The sequence below is a fragment of the Butyrivibrio sp. NC2007 genome (genome assembly GCF_000421405.1).
Lineage (GTDB): Bacteria > Bacillota > Clostridia > Lachnospirales > Lachnospiraceae > Butyrivibrio.
In genome coordinates, this window is record NZ_ATWY01000010.1 from 1 (window position 1) to 18576 (window position 18576).

General features: G+C 43.1%; 14 protein-coding genes, 1 other RNA gene and 1 pseudogene. 2 read left to right on the forward strand and 14 right to left on the reverse strand.

The features are described from left to right. Positions 1 to 361: 361 nt before the first annotated feature. The 8 genes and pseudogenes from ssrA to G632_RS0109095 all read right to left on the reverse strand — a co-directional run bounded on the left by ssrA (position 362) and on the right by G632_RS0109095 (position 9673). Positions 362 to 717, reverse strand: a transfer-messenger RNA (tmRNA) gene (ssrA, locus tag G632_RS21740). A gap of 142 nt (positions 718 to 859) precedes the next feature. Continuing rightward, the gene (smpB, locus tag G632_RS0109065) at positions 860 to 1330 is read right to left on the reverse strand and encodes an SsrA-binding protein SmpB (RefSeq protein WP_022768718.1); all 471 of its coding nucleotides are present in this window, start codon (positions 1328 to 1330) and stop codon (positions 860 to 862) included. 392 nt (positions 1331 to 1722) lie between these two features. Then, positions 1723 to 3744 (reverse strand): annotated as a pseudogene (rnr, locus tag G632_RS0109070) (ribonuclease R); the annotation flags it as partial. A 68-nt stretch (positions 3745 to 3812) separates the two neighbouring features. Then, positions 3813 to 4055, reverse strand: a complete 243-nt coding sequence (secG, locus tag G632_RS0109075) for a preprotein translocase subunit SecG (protein WP_022768721.1) — start codon at positions 4053 to 4055, stop codon at positions 3813 to 3815. Positions 4056 to 4143: 88 nt separating this feature from the next. After that, the gene (gene gpmI / locus G632_RS0109080; RefSeq protein ID WP_022768722.1) at positions 4144 to 5691 is read right to left on the reverse strand and encodes a 2,3-bisphosphoglycerate-independent phosphoglycerate mutase; all 1548 of its coding nucleotides are present in this window, start codon (positions 5689 to 5691) and stop codon (positions 4144 to 4146) included. Positions 5692 to 5793: 102 nt separating this feature from the next. Continuing rightward, the gene (locus tag G632_RS0109085; RefSeq protein WP_022768723.1) at positions 5794 to 7545 is read right to left on the reverse strand and encodes a DUF4153 domain-containing protein; all 1752 of its coding nucleotides are present in this window, start codon (positions 7543 to 7545) and stop codon (positions 5794 to 5796) included. A 30-nt stretch (positions 7546 to 7575) separates the two neighbouring features. Further along, positions 7576 to 8253: a thiamine diphosphokinase gene (locus tag G632_RS0109090; RefSeq protein WP_022768725.1), complete on the reverse strand. Its 678-nt coding sequence runs from the start codon at positions 8251 to 8253 to the stop codon at positions 7576 to 7578. Between the two features lies 1 nt (position 8254). Further along, positions 8255 to 9673, reverse strand: coding sequence for a tetratricopeptide repeat protein (locus G632_RS0109095; protein ID WP_155828871.1), 1419 nt, complete (start codon positions 9671 to 9673; stop codon positions 8255 to 8257). A 295-nt stretch (positions 9674 to 9968) separates the two neighbouring features. On the opposite strand from G632_RS0109095, the gene G632_RS0109100 reads away from it, so the two are divergent. Continuing rightward, a complete protein-coding gene (locus tag G632_RS0109100; protein ID WP_022768727.1) occupies positions 9969 to 10613 on the forward strand; it encodes an RpiB/LacA/LacB family sugar-phosphate isomerase in 645 nt (214 codons plus the stop codon). A 43-nt stretch (positions 10614 to 10656) separates the two neighbouring features. On the opposite strand, the gene G632_RS19440 is transcribed toward G632_RS0109100, so the two are convergent. The 5 genes from G632_RS19440 to G632_RS0109125 all read right to left on the reverse strand — a co-directional run bounded on the left by G632_RS19440 (position 10657) and on the right by G632_RS0109125 (position 16910). After that, entirely contained in the window at positions 10657 to 11850 is a 1194-nt protein-coding gene (locus tag G632_RS19440; protein WP_022768729.1) for a BMP family ABC transporter substrate-binding protein, read from the reverse strand. Positions 11851 to 11853: 3 nt separating this feature from the next. Then, positions 11854 to 15495 (reverse strand): HD domain-containing phosphohydrolase, encoded by a 3642-nt coding sequence (locus G632_RS19445; protein ID WP_022768730.1) that lies wholly within the window; start codon positions 15493 to 15495, stop codon positions 11854 to 11856. Between the two features lie 225 nt (positions 15496 to 15720). Next, positions 15721 to 16113 (reverse strand): C-GCAxxG-C-C family protein, encoded by a 393-nt coding sequence (locus tag G632_RS0109115; protein ID WP_022768731.1) that lies wholly within the window; start codon positions 16111 to 16113, stop codon positions 15721 to 15723. A 3-nt stretch (positions 16114 to 16116) separates the two neighbouring features. Then, on the reverse strand, positions 16117 to 16713 hold the full coding sequence (locus G632_RS0109120) for a 4Fe-4S binding protein (RefSeq protein WP_022768733.1): 597 nt from the start codon (positions 16711 to 16713) through the stop codon (positions 16117 to 16119). Further along, entirely contained in the window at positions 16710 to 16910 is a 201-nt protein-coding gene (locus G632_RS0109125) for a 4Fe-4S binding protein (RefSeq protein ID WP_022768734.1), read from the reverse strand. Before G632_RS0109125 ends, G632_RS0109120 begins: the two co-directional genes overlap by 4 nt. Before the next feature lie 113 nt (positions 16911 to 17023). Here G632_RS0109125 and G632_RS0109130 point away from each other — a divergent pair, with 113 nt between their 5' ends. Then, positions 17024 to 17368 (forward strand): winged helix-turn-helix transcriptional regulator, encoded by a 345-nt coding sequence (locus G632_RS0109130; RefSeq protein WP_022768735.1) that lies wholly within the window; start codon positions 17024 to 17026, stop codon positions 17366 to 17368. Positions 17369 to 17377: 9 nt separating this feature from the next. Here the strand turns inward: G632_RS0109130 and G632_RS0109135 are convergent, their stop codons facing one another. Then, on the reverse strand, positions 17378 to 18424 hold the full coding sequence (locus G632_RS0109135) for an ATP-binding protein (protein WP_022768737.1): 1047 nt from the start codon (positions 18422 to 18424) through the stop codon (positions 17378 to 17380). Positions 18425 to 18576 lie beyond the last annotated feature (152 nt).

The window sequence follows — 18576 nt, forward strand, 5'->3', positions numbered from 1 at the left end:
ATGCTTATCAATTAAACTACACGAGGGCTATCCACATATGTCGCCATTTTCTATCAATAAAGAAGGAAGCTCCTCCTGACGTGGAATTCCTCATCAGTAAAGAGCTTCTTCCAATCCGACCTGGACGCAAAGACCCTCGCAAAGTCAAAGTCCAAACCGCTATAAGCTTTCTGTACAGAGTAGCTTAACAAACTAATTATACTATCATTTCGGCAGATGGACATCTGCCTATTTTCTATGCCCTGAAGGTTTAAAAACCATCAAAAAAAGAGAACTGATTACCTTATTCAGGTTCTCAGTTCTCTATTTCTTTTTGTTGTCATCTTATCTTAATGACATTGCTCAACTGAGCCGTTCTTTTTAATGGATTAGGCGGGAGTCGAACCCGCGTCCAAAAATTCATCCCCTGTCCTTCTACTATCATAGCCGGTTATTTCGGAATTCTGCATTCCTGTTCCCTCATACCTGCGGTAACTGGCAACTGCAGATAATCGGTAGCCCCTGATACGTCCATGGAATCGAGGCATCTTCCATGTCGTTTCCTACAAAGTTTGACGCCGGTTATCTGATGTGTAGGTGCATCAGAGCCGACGCGCCGCACTTAGGCAGCGAGTGCTAAATTATCGTTAGCGTTTAATTTTAATTTGAGGTTTAACGCAACCGTCCTTCGGATAGCTTCTCCAGCTTCAAAATCCCTGTCGAAACCTTTACTAACCCTTATTCAATTTGCTTAATCAGTATATCGGCTTTTGATTATAAAATCAATAACCTGCAGGTTTAGTTTTTTGAGTCACCGGGGACGTTTCAGATTGACTCAAAATGAGTCAATCTGAAACGTCCCCGGTGACTCATTTTTCCTTTACTTAAAGCTCTGCCTGAAGTCCCTCATAGCTTCCCTCTGCTGATCCTTCTTGGCCATGTCGGCTCTCTTGTCGTAGAGCTTTTTACCTCTGGCAAGACCAATCTCAACCTTGACTCTTCCGTTCTTGAAATAAACTTCAAGGGGCACTAAAGTGTAGCCGGCAGTCATCTTCTGCTGGTCAATCTTTCTGATCTCAGCCTTGTGAAGAAGAAGTCTCTTTACACGAAGAGGATCCTTGTTGAAGATGTTTCCTTTCTCGTAAGGGCTGATATTCATACCATTAATGAAAGCTTCTCCCTTATCAATAGTAACCCAGGCTTCCTTGATGGAGCACTTTCCCTGGCGGATAGACTTGACCTCAGTACCAAAGAGCTCAATTCCTGCCTCGTACTTCTCTTCTATGAAATAGTCGTGATATGCTTTTTTGTTGTTTGCGACAAGCTTCCTTGCCTTATTATCTTCTGCCATTGTTTATCACCTGTAATCTGTTATCTCTTCTTTTTTCTGCCCTTGCCCTGGGAGCTCCTGGCTGCCTTGCTGGTAGCAGACTTCTTGTACTTATGTACCTTGTACACTTTCCTTCCTGCAGGTTTCTTGAGCTTAGGCTTACCGGTTCTGGGGTCAGGTTCCACGTCCCTAAGGTCCACCATCTCTCCACGAACATTTACCTTTTTTCTGCTCTTTTTTGGCTCTGATTTCTTCCTTGGAGCTTCACTGTGCACCCCAGACTCATGATCATATTCATAACCATCGTCTTCATCATCTTCTTCAGCTACCTCCTGGGCGATTCCCATGAGCTTTCTGACCTTGCTGGCCCTAAACTCCGCAGCCTTTCTTGCTTCGGAATACTCAACAAAATCGTCTCCGTCATCCTCAGCATCGGGATCAATTATCTTAAAATCTATAGCCTTGGTGAGTCTGTCAGCGCCCACAACCTTGATCCAGACCTTCTGTCCAAGATTATACTCCTTGTGATAGCGCTCTCCAACAAGCTTCATGTTGTTCTCATCATATACATAGAAGTCATCTTCCATGGATGCTGCTCTGATCATTCCCTCGCAGGAATTCTCAAGCTCCACAAAAAGTCCCCAGGCTGTAACACCTGAAATAACTCCCTCGAAACGCTCTCCGAGGTGATTCTCCATATACTGAGCCTTCTTGAGCTTGTCAGTTTCTCTCTCAGCCTCTTCAGCTCTTCTCTCGGTCTCGGATGAGTGCTTTGCTACTTCATCCAGAATCTCTGTGTAATGATGAGCCTTAGCTTCGGTCATCCTTCCGCGCAAATGATCCTTGATGATCCTGTGGATCTGAAGGTCCGGATAACGCCTGATGGGCGATGTGAAGTGACAATAAAAATCAAAAGCAAGTCCAAAGTGACCTGTACATTCAGTGCTGTACTTGGCCTGCATCATGCTGCGCAGCGCCATTCTGCTGATAACGGCTTCTTCCTTGCTGCCCTCGATATTTTTGAGGAGCTTCTGAATCTCTTTTGGCTTAACCTCACCGTCATTTCTTATCTTCATATGATGGCCAAGGTGTCCGGCAAAAGTCGCCAGTGTAGCCATTTTCTCCGGATCCGGCTGCTCATGGATACGATATACGAAGGGACTTTGCAGGTAAAAGAAATGTTCTGCAACCGTCTGGTTCGCAGCCAGCATAAAGTCCTCTATAAGCTTGGTAGCAGTATTTCTCTCATGAGGAACAATATCAACAGGATTTCCATCCTTATCAAGGATGATCTTGGACTCCGGGAAATCAAAGTCGATGGCGCCCTTCTTCTCCCTCTTCTTGCGAAGGATTGACGAGAGCTCTGCCATTTCCTTAAACATCGGAACCAGCTCTTTATATTTCTCTATGGTTTCAGGATCCTCATCCTCTAATATTCTGGCAACGTCTGAGTAATTCATTCTCTCATTGACGTTAATGACAGTCTCTGCAATCTCGTGATCAACAAGTCCGCCGTTCTTATCAAAAGTCATAAGGCAGCTAAGAGCGAGTCTGTCCTCACCGTGATTGAGCGAACAGATTCCGTTTGAAAGCCTGTGGGGAAGCATGGGGATAACCCTGTCCACCAGATATACACTGGTGCCTCTTTTAAGAGCTTCTCTGTCAAGGGCCGAGCTCTCCTGAACATAGTTGGTTACATCCGCAATATGAACCCCCAGATGATAAAGACCTTCCTCATCTATATGAAGGCTTACTGCATCATCAAGGTCTTTTGCATCTTCACCGTCGATGGTGACCATAACAACATCACGCAGATCCTTACGGCCATACATGTCAGCCTCACTGATCTGATCGGGGCATCTGTTTGCCTGATTAATGACCTTCTCCGGAAACTCGTAGGGAATGTCATATCCCATGACAATTGATAAAATATCAACTCCGGGGTCGTTTATATTGCCAATGACCTCCTTGACCTTGCCCTCGGGCTTCTTGCGCTTTATGGGATCGCCGTAATCAGTAATGGTGACTACGACCTTATCTCCGGTCACAGCTGCTCCGTGGTGCTCAATGGGAATAAAGATGTCGCTTGTGATCTTGCCGTTGTCAGGAACAACAAAGCCAAAGTTCTTCTCACCCTGGTAGGTTCCAACGATCTCCTCAATTCCTCTTACCAGTATATTCCTGATACGTCCCTCTTGTCTCTTACCCTGTGAGTCAGGTAAAAGCTCAACTTCAACGGTATCTGTGTGGAAGGCTCCGTGAACATAGTCCTCGGGGATAAAGATATCTTCCTCCATCCCTTCAACTTCCACAAAGCCAAAGCCTCTGGCATTGCTTATAAACTGGCCTACCACATAGTTCTTATTATTCTTTTTTGTGCCAAAAAGGCTGTCATCCATGCGCTTTATGCGCTTTCCTTTACTCATAAACTCTACCTATAAAACAAGGCACCCTAATTAAAATTAGAGTGCCTTAAAACAATTCATCAAAAGAAATTAGGGAATTAAAGGATTCCCATATTAAGAACAATAGCCAAAACAATGAAAAGAACTGAAAGAGCAATTGTTATCTTCTTAAGAACGCCCTCTCTTGAACGGCCCTTGTTCTTGCTCCAATATGTATTCTCAACTGTTCCCTGAATTGCACCAAGTCCCTGGTTCTTGCCTTCCTGAGCAAGCACGAGAACTACAAGTGCGACACAAACTATGATAAATAATACTCCGAAAACATAACCTAAAACGTTCACGATCAAACCTCCAAAGGTAAAACTATCATTAAAAACACGCAACAGTTAATATAACATATTAGTAACGCCGAGTCAATTCTTTCTTAAATCATTTCTTAATAAGAAGAGACTTTCCTGTCATTTCAGCAGGCTTCTCCTCGCCCATGCACTCAATAAGCGTAGGAACGATATCTGCAAGACATCCGCCCTCTGCAAGTGTGTATGCAGGATCATAATTAACAAGGATGAAAGGAACAGGGTTTGTTGTGTGAGCTGTCCAAGGCTCTCCTGTCTCATAGTCAACCATCATATCTGCATTACCGTGGTCAGCGCAGATGAACAGTGTTCCGTTTGTTGCCTTAATAGCATCAACGATCTTACCAACGCACTCATCAACAACCTCGATAGCCTTAACAGCTGCAGGAATAACGCCTGTGTGTCCAACCATGTCAGGGTTAGCAAAGTTTGCTACTACTACGTCATACTTCTGAGAATTGATAGCATCAAGGATCTTCTCGCAAACCTCGGGAGCGCTCATCTGAGGCTTAAGGTCATAAGTAGGAACGTCCTTAGGGCTGTTTACAAGTACTCTGTCCTCGCCCTCGTTAGGCTGCTCAACACCGCCGTTGAAGAAGAATGTAACATGAGCATACTTCTCTGTCTCAGCGATACGAGCCTGCTTCATTCCCTTGTTTGCAAGCCACTCGCCAAAGGTATTTGTAAGCTGAACCTTCTTGAAAGCAACTTCCTTGTTAGGGATAAGTGGATCGTAATCTGTGAAGCAAACGTAAGTTACGTCCTTACGAGGTCCTCTGTTAAACTTATCAAACTCATCATCACAGAAGCAGTGTGTGATCTCTCTTGCTCTGTCAGGACGGAAGTTGTAGAAAATGACTGAATCTCCATCCTTGATAGTAGCTACAGGAGCACCGTTCTTCATGATGACTGTAGGAATTACGAATTCGTCTGTCTTACCGTTCTTGTAAGAGTTGACCATGCACTCGTGAGCTGAATCAGCCTTGTTGCCCTCGCCCTTTGTAAGTGCATTGTATGCGATCTCTACTCTGTCGTAGTTGTTATCTCTGTCCATAGCGTAGTAACGACCTGAGATTGAAGCGATGGCACCAACGCCGAGCTCCTTCATCTTGTCCTCAAGCTGCTGTACGAAATCAATTCCGCTCTCCGGAGGAGTATCTCTTCCGTCGAGGAAGCAGTGAACATATACCTTATCAAGGCCGTTCTTCTTAGCAAGCTCTAAGAGGCCATAGATATGTGTGATGTGGCTGTGTACACCACCGTCTGAAACAAGGCCGTACATATGGAGAGCTGAATTCTTCTCCTTGCAGTTGTAGATTGCCTGCATAAGACCTTCATTTGTAAAGAAATCGCCGTCCTCAATAGACTTTGTGATTCTTGTGAGCTCCTGGTAAACGATTCTGCCGGCGCCCATATTCATGTGACCAACCTCGGAATTACCCATCTGTCCGTCAGGAAGACCAACAGCAAGACCTGAAGCGTAGCCCTTTACGAAGGGATAATCCTTCATAAGGCCATCCATTACAGGAGTGTTTGCCATTGCAATGGCATTATACTCAGGATTGTCATTAAGACCATATCCATCAAGAACTAAAAGAACTGTAGGTTTAGAACCTCTCATATTTATATCCTCCATTTTTACAATAGATCAAAACATATTTGTCCTTGCATAGTATATCTCATTGAGGTCACATATGACAAGCATTTAACAATACTTTTATAATTAGTGATAAGCGTAGTACCCGTCAATATCAAGATACTCAACATCCCCGTCTTCTCCGATGCGCAGATATACCCTGGTCAGATATAAAAGGCCGCCGTCCGGTGTGACAACAGGTGTGCTTATGGTATGCGTAAAATCATACTCTATTCCATCATTGTCATAAGCTGCCTCAAGCTCTTTTACCATAAAAGACAGGTCCGCATATCCGACAACTGAGGTTTCCTGACCGTTTGAAGCCTTAAGCTCAAACCTTGTGACATCAATCTCCCCACCGTCATCATCTGCATGAGTGCTGATCACAGCAAGATTCTTGTATCTTGAGACATCTATCACATCCACATCGTTATAGGCATAGATTTCCTTATCGTTCCCAAATGTATCTTCATAATAGTAGGAATCACTTGTGCCAAGCTCATCACCAAAATCAATATCAGGATATTTCTCCTCAAGCTCTTTTAAAAAGCGCAATCCTTCTGCATTACCGTTGTTCTCAATCTGTCTGTAAGCAGACTTCGCCTTGGCTTTTTCCTGAGAATTTATCTCATTACCGCCTGCAGCTGCCACGACATATTTCATTACCACTGCCTTCTGAGAGCCGGTAATTGCCGCATAGACATTGATTCCGGGCACAAGATAGTAGATAACCACGAGGACCAGAGCAATTGGGAAAAGAAATCCACCAATCCCCTCCTGCTTTCGAAACCTGTAAACATAGTAAATAAGGTAGATCACCTCGAAAACAATAAACATGATTCCGAGATATCTTCTGGTTGTGATCCCGTACTGACCAATTCTCATGGCAAGACACATGATCTGAACCACGATAAAAGGCACAAATAAAAGCGGAGAAATCTTAAGCATCTTTAATAGCCCACCCTCGGTGCAGCCCTGAGCCATTGTTATTACAACAAGCCCTGTGGCAAATAAAGATGTGGTAATGGTGTAGGCTTCGTTGGAAGGGAATGTCCAGGTAAAGATTATCTTAAGAAGATAGACATATACGATAACCGCAGCGACTGCCAGAAGTCTGGTGAATACATAGCCCACCATGACCTTTGAAAAGCGCGCCATGTTCTCTCCCATTTTTGAAAGGCCCACAAGCAGCGCAGGGTATCCGACAAGTGCTGCAATTAAGAGTTCCACAGTCGCGGCATAATCAAAGCTTACGATAAGTGAATCGAACACCCAGATAATGCAGAGAAATCCTATTGCTACAACAGCGTAGACCGCCAGCGCCTTAAGGCTTCCAAGGAAAGCCTTTACGCTGTAGCTTTCAAAAGACTCTCCGCTCTTTTTGTACATGAAGTACCATGCGCTTATAATGCACACAGCAATGTACACCCAGAAAAAGCGATAGAATATATCAAACCTGATTCCAAGCTCGGCAGAAGCAGAAAGATCTTTTGACGTAATATATGCCTGTCTGTAGGCATGAACTATGCTGAGTAAAAGAGATATCGCCATCACAATGGCATAAATCAAAGACCCTCTTCCATCAAAGAGCTTCTGCAATTTGCCGATCTGTTTTTTGTAATTGTAATTGGATTCACATAGGACAAAGCCGAAAATAAGGCCTAATGATAAAGTCTGGATAAAGGTAAGGATCTTCCAAATGCTGCTATGATCCTTAACATTCAAAATATCCTCAAGAAGCGCAGTACACACTGCAAAAATAAAGACACTGACAATAGAAGCAGGATGCTCTTTGAAAATCCCCTTGGCATCCTCCTTAAGCTTTTTAACCCACAACATTCTCTTTTCATTCCTCTCTCATTTGTTTAGTTATTCCCAGATGACGCTAATGAGCAAAGTCCCCTCTTTGACTGTAACTTCCGCTTCCTCATCAATGATAAACTCATTGCTCACACCCAGCGGAAAGTCTCTTCTTAGTTCGCCATCCTCCATGCCATATAAAAGGCCCTTAAGGCTCACGCCACGGGATACCTCCGATAAAGAAAATACCGAGAGGGTTCCTGTGTTTCCCCTGTGAAACTTAATAGTCTCATTCTCTGCTAAAAAGAGCATGGAGTCCCTGTCCATTATATATCCTCTGCCTCCCTGGTGTTTTATAAACTCAAGTGTCTGGATATTGGCAAAACTGTGATCGAAGCGCTTTCCTCCCATAGCACCGTAGAGATAGAACTTCCGATACCCCTTAGATAAGCCTATCTTCACCGCACGCATGGTGTCTGTATCATCCTTCATCACTTCCAGCTGCACGACGCGCCCCGGATCATTTTCTGCAATTTCCCTAATACCACGAAGGACCTCAGGTGGTGCGTCTTTTGCTGAATCAAAATCTCCCACAATGAGGTCCGGTAGAATACCGAGCCTTTGCGCGTAACCAAATCCCGCGTCCGCCGCGATACAAAGATCGCCCTCCCGAAGGTCTATCTCCACCTCCGGAAAACTTCCCGCTGATATGATCACACACTTTGGCTCACTATCAATATTATTCATATTATGCTCTAATCCTGGATTCGATGGTATCGATATCCATTTCCCATTCGTTTTCTCCACCCCAGTCGCCGACGATGGAATTGATGGTACTTCCATCTTCAGAAGTGATGGTGGTCTCAAGCCTGTAATTCATCTTGATGGTCTTGGTTGACTTACCTGAAGTTATATAGCTCTTAAGGTAAGTTACGTCGTACTTGGTGTGAGGATAAAGCTGTCCGTCTATAGCGCCGGGCTCATAAGAAATTGAATCTCTCTGTACACCATCATCCTCAAAGAAGTTGGCCCAAAGTGTTATAACACCTGTTGTCTCAGGATTCTCTTCAAAATCAAGGAACCTGTAGGACCATTTCCCGTCATTTCGGTTAAGGATCATTGCCTCACGGCTTATTGGCACATAGGTTGTGTTCTCCTGAGGTGTATATTCATCATTTAAAAAGATATCTCTGAGAGCCAGATACTCATCTGATACAACAAAGCTTCTGAGCTCATCTACATTTCCAACATCAAGCTGTGTGAAGATGTCAGCAAAAACTGCCTGAACCTCCTGTGCGTTTGAAAGGCACTCCTTAAATGAATCAAGGTTCTCATCTGTTCCGCAGGCAGCCTCAACCTGAGATATCAGCTCCTGATAAGCCTCCACGTCTGAGTAGTTCATGGTAAAAGAGCTGACTCCGGGTGTAGCGTACTCAAGGATTACCTTCTTAAGCTCGTCAGTAGGGTTGGTCTCATATATTGCCAAAAGCTCTTTCTCAAAGTTCAGATACTCTTCAAATGAGAAGGTATCACTTCCGCGCTCGCTTGAATATGTTGAAGCATCAGATCTAAAGAGTGCATCTGCGTTGTAGCTGTATGCATCATCAAAAACTCTTGTATATGCTGCATCTAAAAGCTCTACTGCATCCTTGTTGGTGTTGTCATCCTTAAGCACTGATTCTATGGAAAGAACTGTCTCCATATCAGCGTTCTTGGTGTTCATGGAATCTACCGCTTCATTTAAGATAACTGTGTGGTAGTTGTCCAAAAGACCTGTGTTCTCAGTGTTCTGCCATCCATCATAGAGGATCTTCTTGGCAGACTCAGAATCATCTATACTAAGGAATGCGCCTGCCATATTGCTGTAGGCTGTAACTGAGTGCTTGTCTATCTTGATTGCCTCTGAATAGGAATCGATTGCTGCCTCGTAATCAGCATCCTCAGTATATCTGTTTCCTGCTGCTATCGCTTTATTTACTTTTACAAAAGGAAGGTGATTATAAACTGTATATCCGCCAACTACTGCCAAAACTGATGCTGCAGCTATTACTGCGATCTTTCTCATATCGTAGTGGCGCCTCTTCCTTATTTTTGGTCTTCTGACAGTTACGTTTCTGCTGTAACTCTTGTCCGAATTTCTGTAACTATTAACTCTTGCCGTGCTCAAAACTAAATCCCTTACTTCCCCTCATAATAAAAATTAATGCAACAAAAGAAGCCATATGCTTCCCCACATACAGTTTCTCTCCTCGAAAATCATACACACTTTTGATAGTATAGCACAAACCTTCCTGAACTGAAAGATAAATATTAATTTTTTCTTAACAAATATCTTTTGACTAAAATCTTGAAAATATGACACATTGACCTCAAAAGCGTAGACACAGGTCTATTCGAAAAATAAAATATACTTATCAAAATATACATTTATTTAAACTACTGTTGTTTTGGAGGGATTTAAAATGAAAATTGCTCTTATCAATGAGAATTCTCAAGCAGCCAAGAACGCAATGATCTATGGCGCGCTCAAGAAGGTAGCTGACAAGCACGGTTTTGAAGTGTTTAACTACGGAATGTACTCAGCAGAGGACGAGGCACAGCTTACCTATGTACAGAACGGTATCCTTGCCTGTGTGCTCCTTAATTCCGGCGCTGCCGATTATGTTGTTACAGGCTGCGGAACAGGCGAAGGCGCTATGCTTGCATGCAACAGCTTCCCTGGTGTTATCTGCGGACACGTAACAGATCCTCTTGATGCCTACACTTTTGCACAGGTTAATGACGGAAATGCCATCGCCATGAACTTCGCCCTTAAGTCAGGCTGGGGTGCCGAATTAAATCTTGAGTACAGCTTCGAGAAGCTCTTTAGTGAGCCAAGCGGACAGGGATATCCAAGAGAAAGAGCTGTTCCTGAGCAGCGCAACAAGAAGATCCTCGACGAGGTAAGAAAGGTTACTGTAGTTCAGGATGTTCCTGCTATTCTTAAGAGCCTTGATCAGGACCTTGTTAAGGGTGCATTCTCAGGTGAGCACTTCCTTGAGTACTTCGATGCCAATGCTAAGGATGAGAACATCAAAGCTGCTGTTCACGAAATCCTCGGTAAGTAAGATTTTAAGAAAACCGTCCCCTGGGTCACCGGGGACGGTTCTTTTATTTTAGAATTATTATCACATCATCAAGGATATAATGAAAGGTCGGATACGACGTATTCTGATTTTCAATATATCCATTCTTTAAACTTATCTTATCAGACGGGTTCTTTGGATCAGTTCCTGTATAATCTCCCCAGAAAACGAAGTCATTGTGTCCTCTCTTGAATTTATCTATCGCAACATTCATGGCTTTTTGTGTTCCGGGAGCACAGACCTGGAGATTTAAGTCAACTATTTCAACCCATCCGAACTCATATCCTGCTGCTATATCAGTTCCGTGAACGCTTCCCTGTACAACGCTCTCAATCTCTCTGCTGTTCATCACAGCATCAACCGCTCCAAGCACGTATGGCTCCCAACAAATTCTGGATGTTACCAGTGATGATCCCGGTGCAACCTCTGACATACTCTGGTTATAGCCGACAAAGTAAACTTCCTTTTTGGCTGAAGCCTCTTCACATGCAATGGCAGGTCCAATGGTATCGGTGTGCTGCGACAAAATAACACATCCGTCTTTAATAAGCTGCATCGCTGCACTCTTTTCATGAGCATAGCTGCTCCAGGTATTGGTGTAGCAGACCTTCATCTTAGCTTCTGGAACAATACTTCTTACTCCCAGCAAAAATGCCGTGTAGCCGGATATTACTTCAGATGTTGGAAATGCTGCGACAAAGCCTACCAAGGCCTCATCAGATCTTATTGTTCCCTCGCTTATCATCTGCTTTATCTTCATGCCGGCAGCAATTCCGCTGACATATCTTCCCTGATAAGCTTCCCCTTTAAATGTGTGGTAATTCTCCGGAACGGGAACTCCGTTCATATCCATATACGAAGTCTGGCAGAACTGGGTATTGGGATATTCAGGAGCAAGCTCTTTAACCATCTCACTATAACCGTTGAAAAAGATGATATCGCACCCCTTGTCTGCAAGCTCTCTTAAAGGCTCTTCCATCTCATCGTCAAGAACGTTGCTGCAGGTAAATATCTCTACATGATCACCGTATTTCTTTTCCAGTGCGTCCTTTGCCAGAGAGAAGTTGTAAGTATATGGAGTGCTCTCGTCGTTGTCATAAATAAAGCCAACTTTTAGTGTATCTCTGCCCACCGAAGGATTGAGGATCTTGAACACAATACAGAATGCAGCGAGCGAAACAAGGCATGTTATAAAAGTTATAATATGAGTTTTTTTCATACCTTATCCTTTCTCCGCCTTATCCTGAGCCGGTTCGTTTTTCTTCATTTCAGCTTCCTGTATCTGTTTATCTTCCTTCTGCCTTCTCTCAAGTTCTTCCTGTGACTTTTCATCAACCTTCTGAATCTCTGACTGTTTCTGGCCATAAATAGCTTCCAGGTCGATAACTCCTTTGTCTACTAGACGAAGGAACGCATCAAGGGCATCAGGATCAAACTGTGTTCCTCTTCCCCTCTTCATCTCATTCATAACATAATCGTTATCCATGTGATTACGGTATACACGGTTTGAAGTCATGGCGTCGAAAGCATCCGCCACACCGATTATTCTTGCAAAAAGAGGTATCTCCTCTCCTTTTAGTCCATCCGGATATCCACGGCCGTCGTATCTCTCGTGATGATATCTTGTTCCGTCCTGAACATGGTCAACCAGCGTGAAGTCTTTAAGGATCTCTGCTCCGCTTACTACGTGGGATTTCATCTTGGCATACTCTTCATCCGTAAGACGACCTACTTTATTAAGCACGCTGTCAGGAATTCCAATCTTACCGATATCATGCATCTGTGCTGCTTTTCGAAGGTTTGAAAGAGCTTTTTCTCTCTGCCACCAGGGGAAGCAGTTCATCTCTTCTGCAATAAGCACAGCATAATCCGCTACACGGGATGAGTGCTGACTTGTACGAACATCCTTGGCATCGACGGAATTAGCTATGGCCATGACCGTCTCATTTGCCATATTGATCTTAACCTGCTGCTGACGGAGCTGTCTTTGAACCACAAGCCAGGTTGTCCAAACGATCAGCGCTATAAGTACAAGGAGCATATATAATAAGAACCCTGACTGTTCATAGAACTCACCTTCTTTTATTACCGTGAACTTTCGCTCCTCAAGCACTTGTTCTCCGGCACTGTCCAGTATTGCCAGATGGAATGTGAACGTGCCTGAGGGCAGGTTTACGTAGATGATATTGCTGAGGTTATTCTGCGCAACCTTGGTCCACTGGGTATCATAACCTTCAAGATAATAGCCCACATTTGGATCCTGAATGGTATAGTTTAATATCTCGGGATCAAGTTCAACTCTGCTGATGCCCTGACCGATAGTAATTGAACCATGGCGATCTATAGGAACCGGAGTTCCGTCAAGCTTTACAGCTGCCAGCTGCATTCTATAGGATCTTACATCGCTGTTGTATTTTTCAACATCGATGACATAAACACCTGTATCACAAGGAAGGAACAGCTCTCCGTTTCCGTTGTAATAATTCCAGGAATTGGCTGTAAGTGATGTACCTAGTCCTCTTCTTGCATCTAAAAGCTCCCAGGCAATCTCGCCGCCTTCAACAAGTTCATCACGCTCAACAACATAGATTCCGGCACTGGACATTACAAAGAGAGTATCCGCATCCTTTACCCAGATATCATAGTTGTTAAAGTAAGGGAACTTGTCCAGAACTCTGATATTTTTGTTCTCGTCAAGATAACACAGACTGTTACTGGTAACGAGAAATACGCCTTCGGATTTCGGATCCTTTATTGTCCTTAAAATTACACCGCTGCTAAGGCCGTCATCCCTGGTAAGCATCCTTTCTACTTTGCCGTCTTTTATTACCGCAATGCCGTCTCCGTCTGTGCCTGCCAGGATTGTTCCATCTCTCATCTCGGTAATGGTAAGGATCATGGAGTTAATAAGACCATCTTCGTTCTTTATTGTCTTTGTTACTTTATGGTCTTCTATGTAACTGATGCCGGTATCTCCCGCTGCAATGATGGTGCCATCAGAAAGCCCTGTCACGATACGTGCTCTGCTTCCAAAGCTTCCGTTATCAGCATTATATGCCCAGCTTTCGCCGGTGGGTGAATACTCTATAAGGCCGTTTCCGTAGGTGCAAACCCACAAATGGTTTTTCTGGTCAACGTAGAGGCATCGTATTCTCTTTCCCTCAAGCTCCTCTGTAAGCTCATTTTCTATCTCGTTGTGACATCCCTTGTCTACTATATCCAGACCTTTATCAGTTCCGATATAATAGTTTCGCTGCCAGGAAACAATGGAATTCACCACGTTTCTCTCCATTCCGATAGCGCCGTAAACATCCCTGAACGGAGATTTTGCAAGACGAAGAAGGCCAAGTCTTGATGATGTAAACCAAAGATTGCCCTGATAGTCACACAACATATGATCAATGGAATTATTAAAATCGTTGGTATTAAGATGATGGAACCCATGGATATTAGAATAAGAAACTCCGCTGTCAGATGAAACAAACATGGTTCCGTTATTTAAAAAGCTGATGTCATTAATATTGATAGCGCCCTCGCAGGTGGTTACTCTTATCTTCTTAAAACTTCCGGCTGAGATGTCGTAGTTGTAAATATTATTGGTAGAAGTTCCGACCATAAGCGTTCCGTTAGGCGCAAAGGTACAGCAATTGAACTCCTCTCCATCCTGGGACAGCTTAATGGAATTTAAAATATTACCGCTCTTAAGAAGGTATAGCGTTCCATCTGATGAAATGGCAGCTACATGCCCCTCATCATCAGCGGTTATACTCTCAACATAATAAACTTCGGGGAGTGTACTTGCAGCCTTAAGTCCGTTGTTCATCACCAGGATCTGCATACTTCCGCTGGTACCAATATAATAGTATCCATCAGTGGCACGAACTATACTTTTAACAGAATTCGAAGGAAGCCCTGTGGACTGATCAAGAACATTTACTACCTTCTCGCGGATAACAATGGACAGACCATTATCGTTGGTCCCGATCCAAAGTCGTCCCTCTTCATCTACATAGAGGCAGTTTACGTTTTTTACAGATTCATAATTGTCTATCCAGCGAAATTCCCTTCCGTTATACCTATAGAGTCCTGCGTAAGTACCAATCCAAAGCACGCCGTCATTGGTCTGTGCAATATCATTTGCCTCACCACAGGGAAGGCCATTATTGGAGCTGTAAACACTTTGAACATAGTCGTTGTAGTCTTCCGTAGTATCCGCAGTAATATCCTCTGCTTTTGAAGGGAAAGATAAGCACATCGACAGACACAGGATAAGAGCAGCTCCTGTTGTAGTGCCCTTCCTTACTGCATCAATTTCATCCTGATTGTCCTTGATATGCATTAAGAAAACCGTAACGAAAACTGCACCTATTGTAAGAACCTTGTCTACAAACTCAAGTGCCAGCTGTCCGAAGACAAAACACAAAAACGGAGGCCAATTCCTATCAAAAAGATAGTAAATCACTCCGTCTCCCCACTTATTTCCGGTAAAACCTTCTGTAAATATCATATTGACGGGAACTGAAACGACGAGTGCTGTCAGAACAACTAAAGAAGCGGCTTTCATATAGCCATAGAGATAATCAAACCAGTTTTTCCTGGCTGCTATTCCAACAATAATACCCAGAGCAATACTGGTAATTGAATATATGGTTGAGAGCGGATTCACCAAAGAGTATGCCAGATTTCCCGTAACTCCGACCATGGCGCCACATACAGGTCCTAAGACATAAGCACAAAGTGCCGTGCCAAAAGAGTCAGCCCAAAGCGGAAGCTCAAGCCATACAGCCAAAAACTTGCCACCTATATTGAGACCTACGCACATAACAACAAACAGAACAATCTGCAGACTCTTCCACTTTTTCATTGGCAATTTCTCCTAAACTCCCAACATTATTGATATTTTTGTACATTCATCCCTTATTACAATTATATTCTATAAAACGTACATAATCAAAAGAAAATAAAATATATAAAATTTTTATAAATACCAGCTTCAATCTTCTGCAATTATCGTCATAACGTACAAAAGGGAAGAAAGAGCCATACTGGTTTCTTTCTTCCCTTATTTTTTATATCAAAGCTCCGGTCATCAGCTAAGTCCCAGCACTTCACCGTAGATCATAACTGCATTTCTAACGCACTCCTCGCACGGGCAAAGAGGCTTACCATCTGTAACGGTTTTTAAGTCCTTACATTTTATTGCTCCGCATCTGTTATTGAACTCTTCCTGGATCTGCCTTGTAATTCCAAGAGTTCCTCTTCCTTCAGTCTTAAGTCCTGCTATCATTCCTGCACCTATAAGCGCTCCACAGGTTGCCTCAAGATTTCCCATACCTGCGCAGAACCCTGCTGATATCTGCCTGAGTTGTTCCTCAGAAAGCCCCGTCTCATCAGCAAGTGCCACAGTTACCGACTGAGCACAGTTATACATTCCGGAGTTTTTCATTTCAACTGCCTTTGCAGCTCTTTCTTCTAATGTCATATTTCAGGCTCCTTTCTTTGCCTTGATCTTACAGATTCCCTGAGTCATGGTTCCCATAGGACAGAACGAGCACCAGGTTCTCTCTTTATATAGTGCCATTACTATAAGTCCGATAAGGGTGGATGTCAGCATCAGGCTATAGAATCCAAAGCCAAACTGCGCAACCCAGTCGGGGAATATACTACCATTATACGCCCATTTCCACGGAACTCTAAAGGTCCAGAAAAGTTTAATTGCTTTTCTCAAGGTCTGAGCTCCCGAGAACACCATATAGGTCTGGAATACCATCGTTCCGAACATAGTCAGGAAAAAGGCGAGGAATCCATACCTGAACCACTTTGATGATATCCACTTTGGCGCCTGCTTCCTTCTTGAGAATTTAAGATTTCTTCCAAGCACCCAAAAGAGCTGTCCTCTTCCGCACATGTGATTGCAAAACCACTTGTTTCCTCCTGCGATTGCAAATATCAGCGGCAGGATAAAATCTATCATTCCAAGCCATGTAAATAGAATATTAAAAAATCCGAGAGCAAAATAGATAATTGACCAGATCCATAGATAGTCATACCAGTGACTCTTTTTGTTAACCGCTTTCTTCATCTGCCCCCATCCTCCATTTCCTGTACTCTTATTGATCCGGCAGGACATGCCTTCTCACAGATTCCGCATCCTACACACATAGATAAATCCACATCCGCATAGCACCCTTTGTAAATACTTATGGCGCCTCTCGGACACTGCCCGGCACATACTCCGCAGGCAACACATCTGTCTGTATCGTTTACTGCCCGTTTCATTCTAATAATCTCCTACATACACTTGATTTATTTAAGTAACATGGATATTATATCTGGTATAAAAAGTATATCAAGTACGCAGTTAATATTGACCTGGTAAGGAAAATGATACTATGAGTAAAATAGCGAAAAAAGAACCATTATGTGAAGATATTGCCGGAAAAGGGTGCGGTCTTAAGAAGGTCCTGGACATTGTCGGAGGCAAGTGGAAGATCATGATTCTCTGCGTCATCGACAACAGGGAAGTCGTGCGCTACGGAGAACTGACAAGAGCCATAGCCGGAATCACCAATACCATGCTCGCCAATTCGTTAAAAGAGCTTGAAGCTGACGGCCTCGTCCTTAGAAAGCTTTATGATGAGATGCCTGTAAGAGTTGAGTACAGTCTCACCGAAAAAGCAAAAAGCCTCATCCCCATTCTTCTTGAGATGAAAAAATGGGGTGAGGACAATCTTTGATCTGTTATTTTAATACTGTTTACTGTTTACATATTCCTTAAATCTGGGAAGACGAAGCACAATCTTGCCACGTATGGAGCCATCTATAACGCCTTTTTCTATGAGGCGTTTCCTGGGTTCGCTCCAGTCACTGTGGCTTTTTTTGGTTATCTCCAAAAGTTCTGAGGCATCCATGGAATCCTTCTGAACAATGAAGCCCAAATACCATTTATCCTTCGGTGGCAGTTCGCTCCAGATCTTGTCATACACCTTCTGTGCAAGAGCATCATCAACCTTAGCAAGGACCATAGGAGTAATCTCTTTTTCCTTTGAATCCCACATGTATTTTCCAAAAGCCTGATAAGCAAAAGCATATCCCTTGGTCATCACAGCAAGGTTATAGGCAACCTCATCTGAAAGTCCCATTGTGAGCTTATAGTCTTCTTTTATAACTCCAATATTAAGAGGTGTCATCTCATACTTGGTGGAACGGAGGAAAAAAGTAAGTCCATCCGTGTTCTCAATATCTTCAATATCCTCATACAGCCCTGCAACCAGCAGGTATATCGGAATATCTTTCCTTATCAGGATCTGATATTCCTGAATAAAATCCACAAGAGAATCTGTCTTTCTTACCTCATCTATTGTGACAAGCACCCTCTTCTTTTCTTTTTTTATAACAGTGAGAAGTTCTTCCAAAACCAGATCAAGACTGGCTGCGGGACTTTTCTTTTTTAGATTAAGGCCTATTCCGAAGGCTGAAAGATTCAAATTCGCATCTACATAAGATGTAATAAACGGCACTTCCGTATATAGCTTAGCCACAAGATCATTAGTAATCTCTGCTCCGGGTTTTAAATTTACAATGATCCATTCGCGGTCATCGGAAAGTTCTTTTTCTATTGCAGTAAGTGTAACGGTCTTACCTGTTCCTCGTATTCCCGTTATCTTAAATGCCTGCTCTTCGGCAATGTCACTGTTAAATGCACTGACGATCTCATCAATGATAATATCTCTGCTAATATACTGTGTAGGTATTCTCCCAAAGCTGATGGCATATGGATTTCTCTCAGTCATACGAACCTCCGTAGTATCTCAAACAATATAAAATCATATAAAGTAATTGTCGAAGCTATAATATCATATAATTTAATATAATTCCATATAATACACTATAATTTACTATAATTATCCCATTCGAACTATAAAGCAATATAAAACAGCGATGG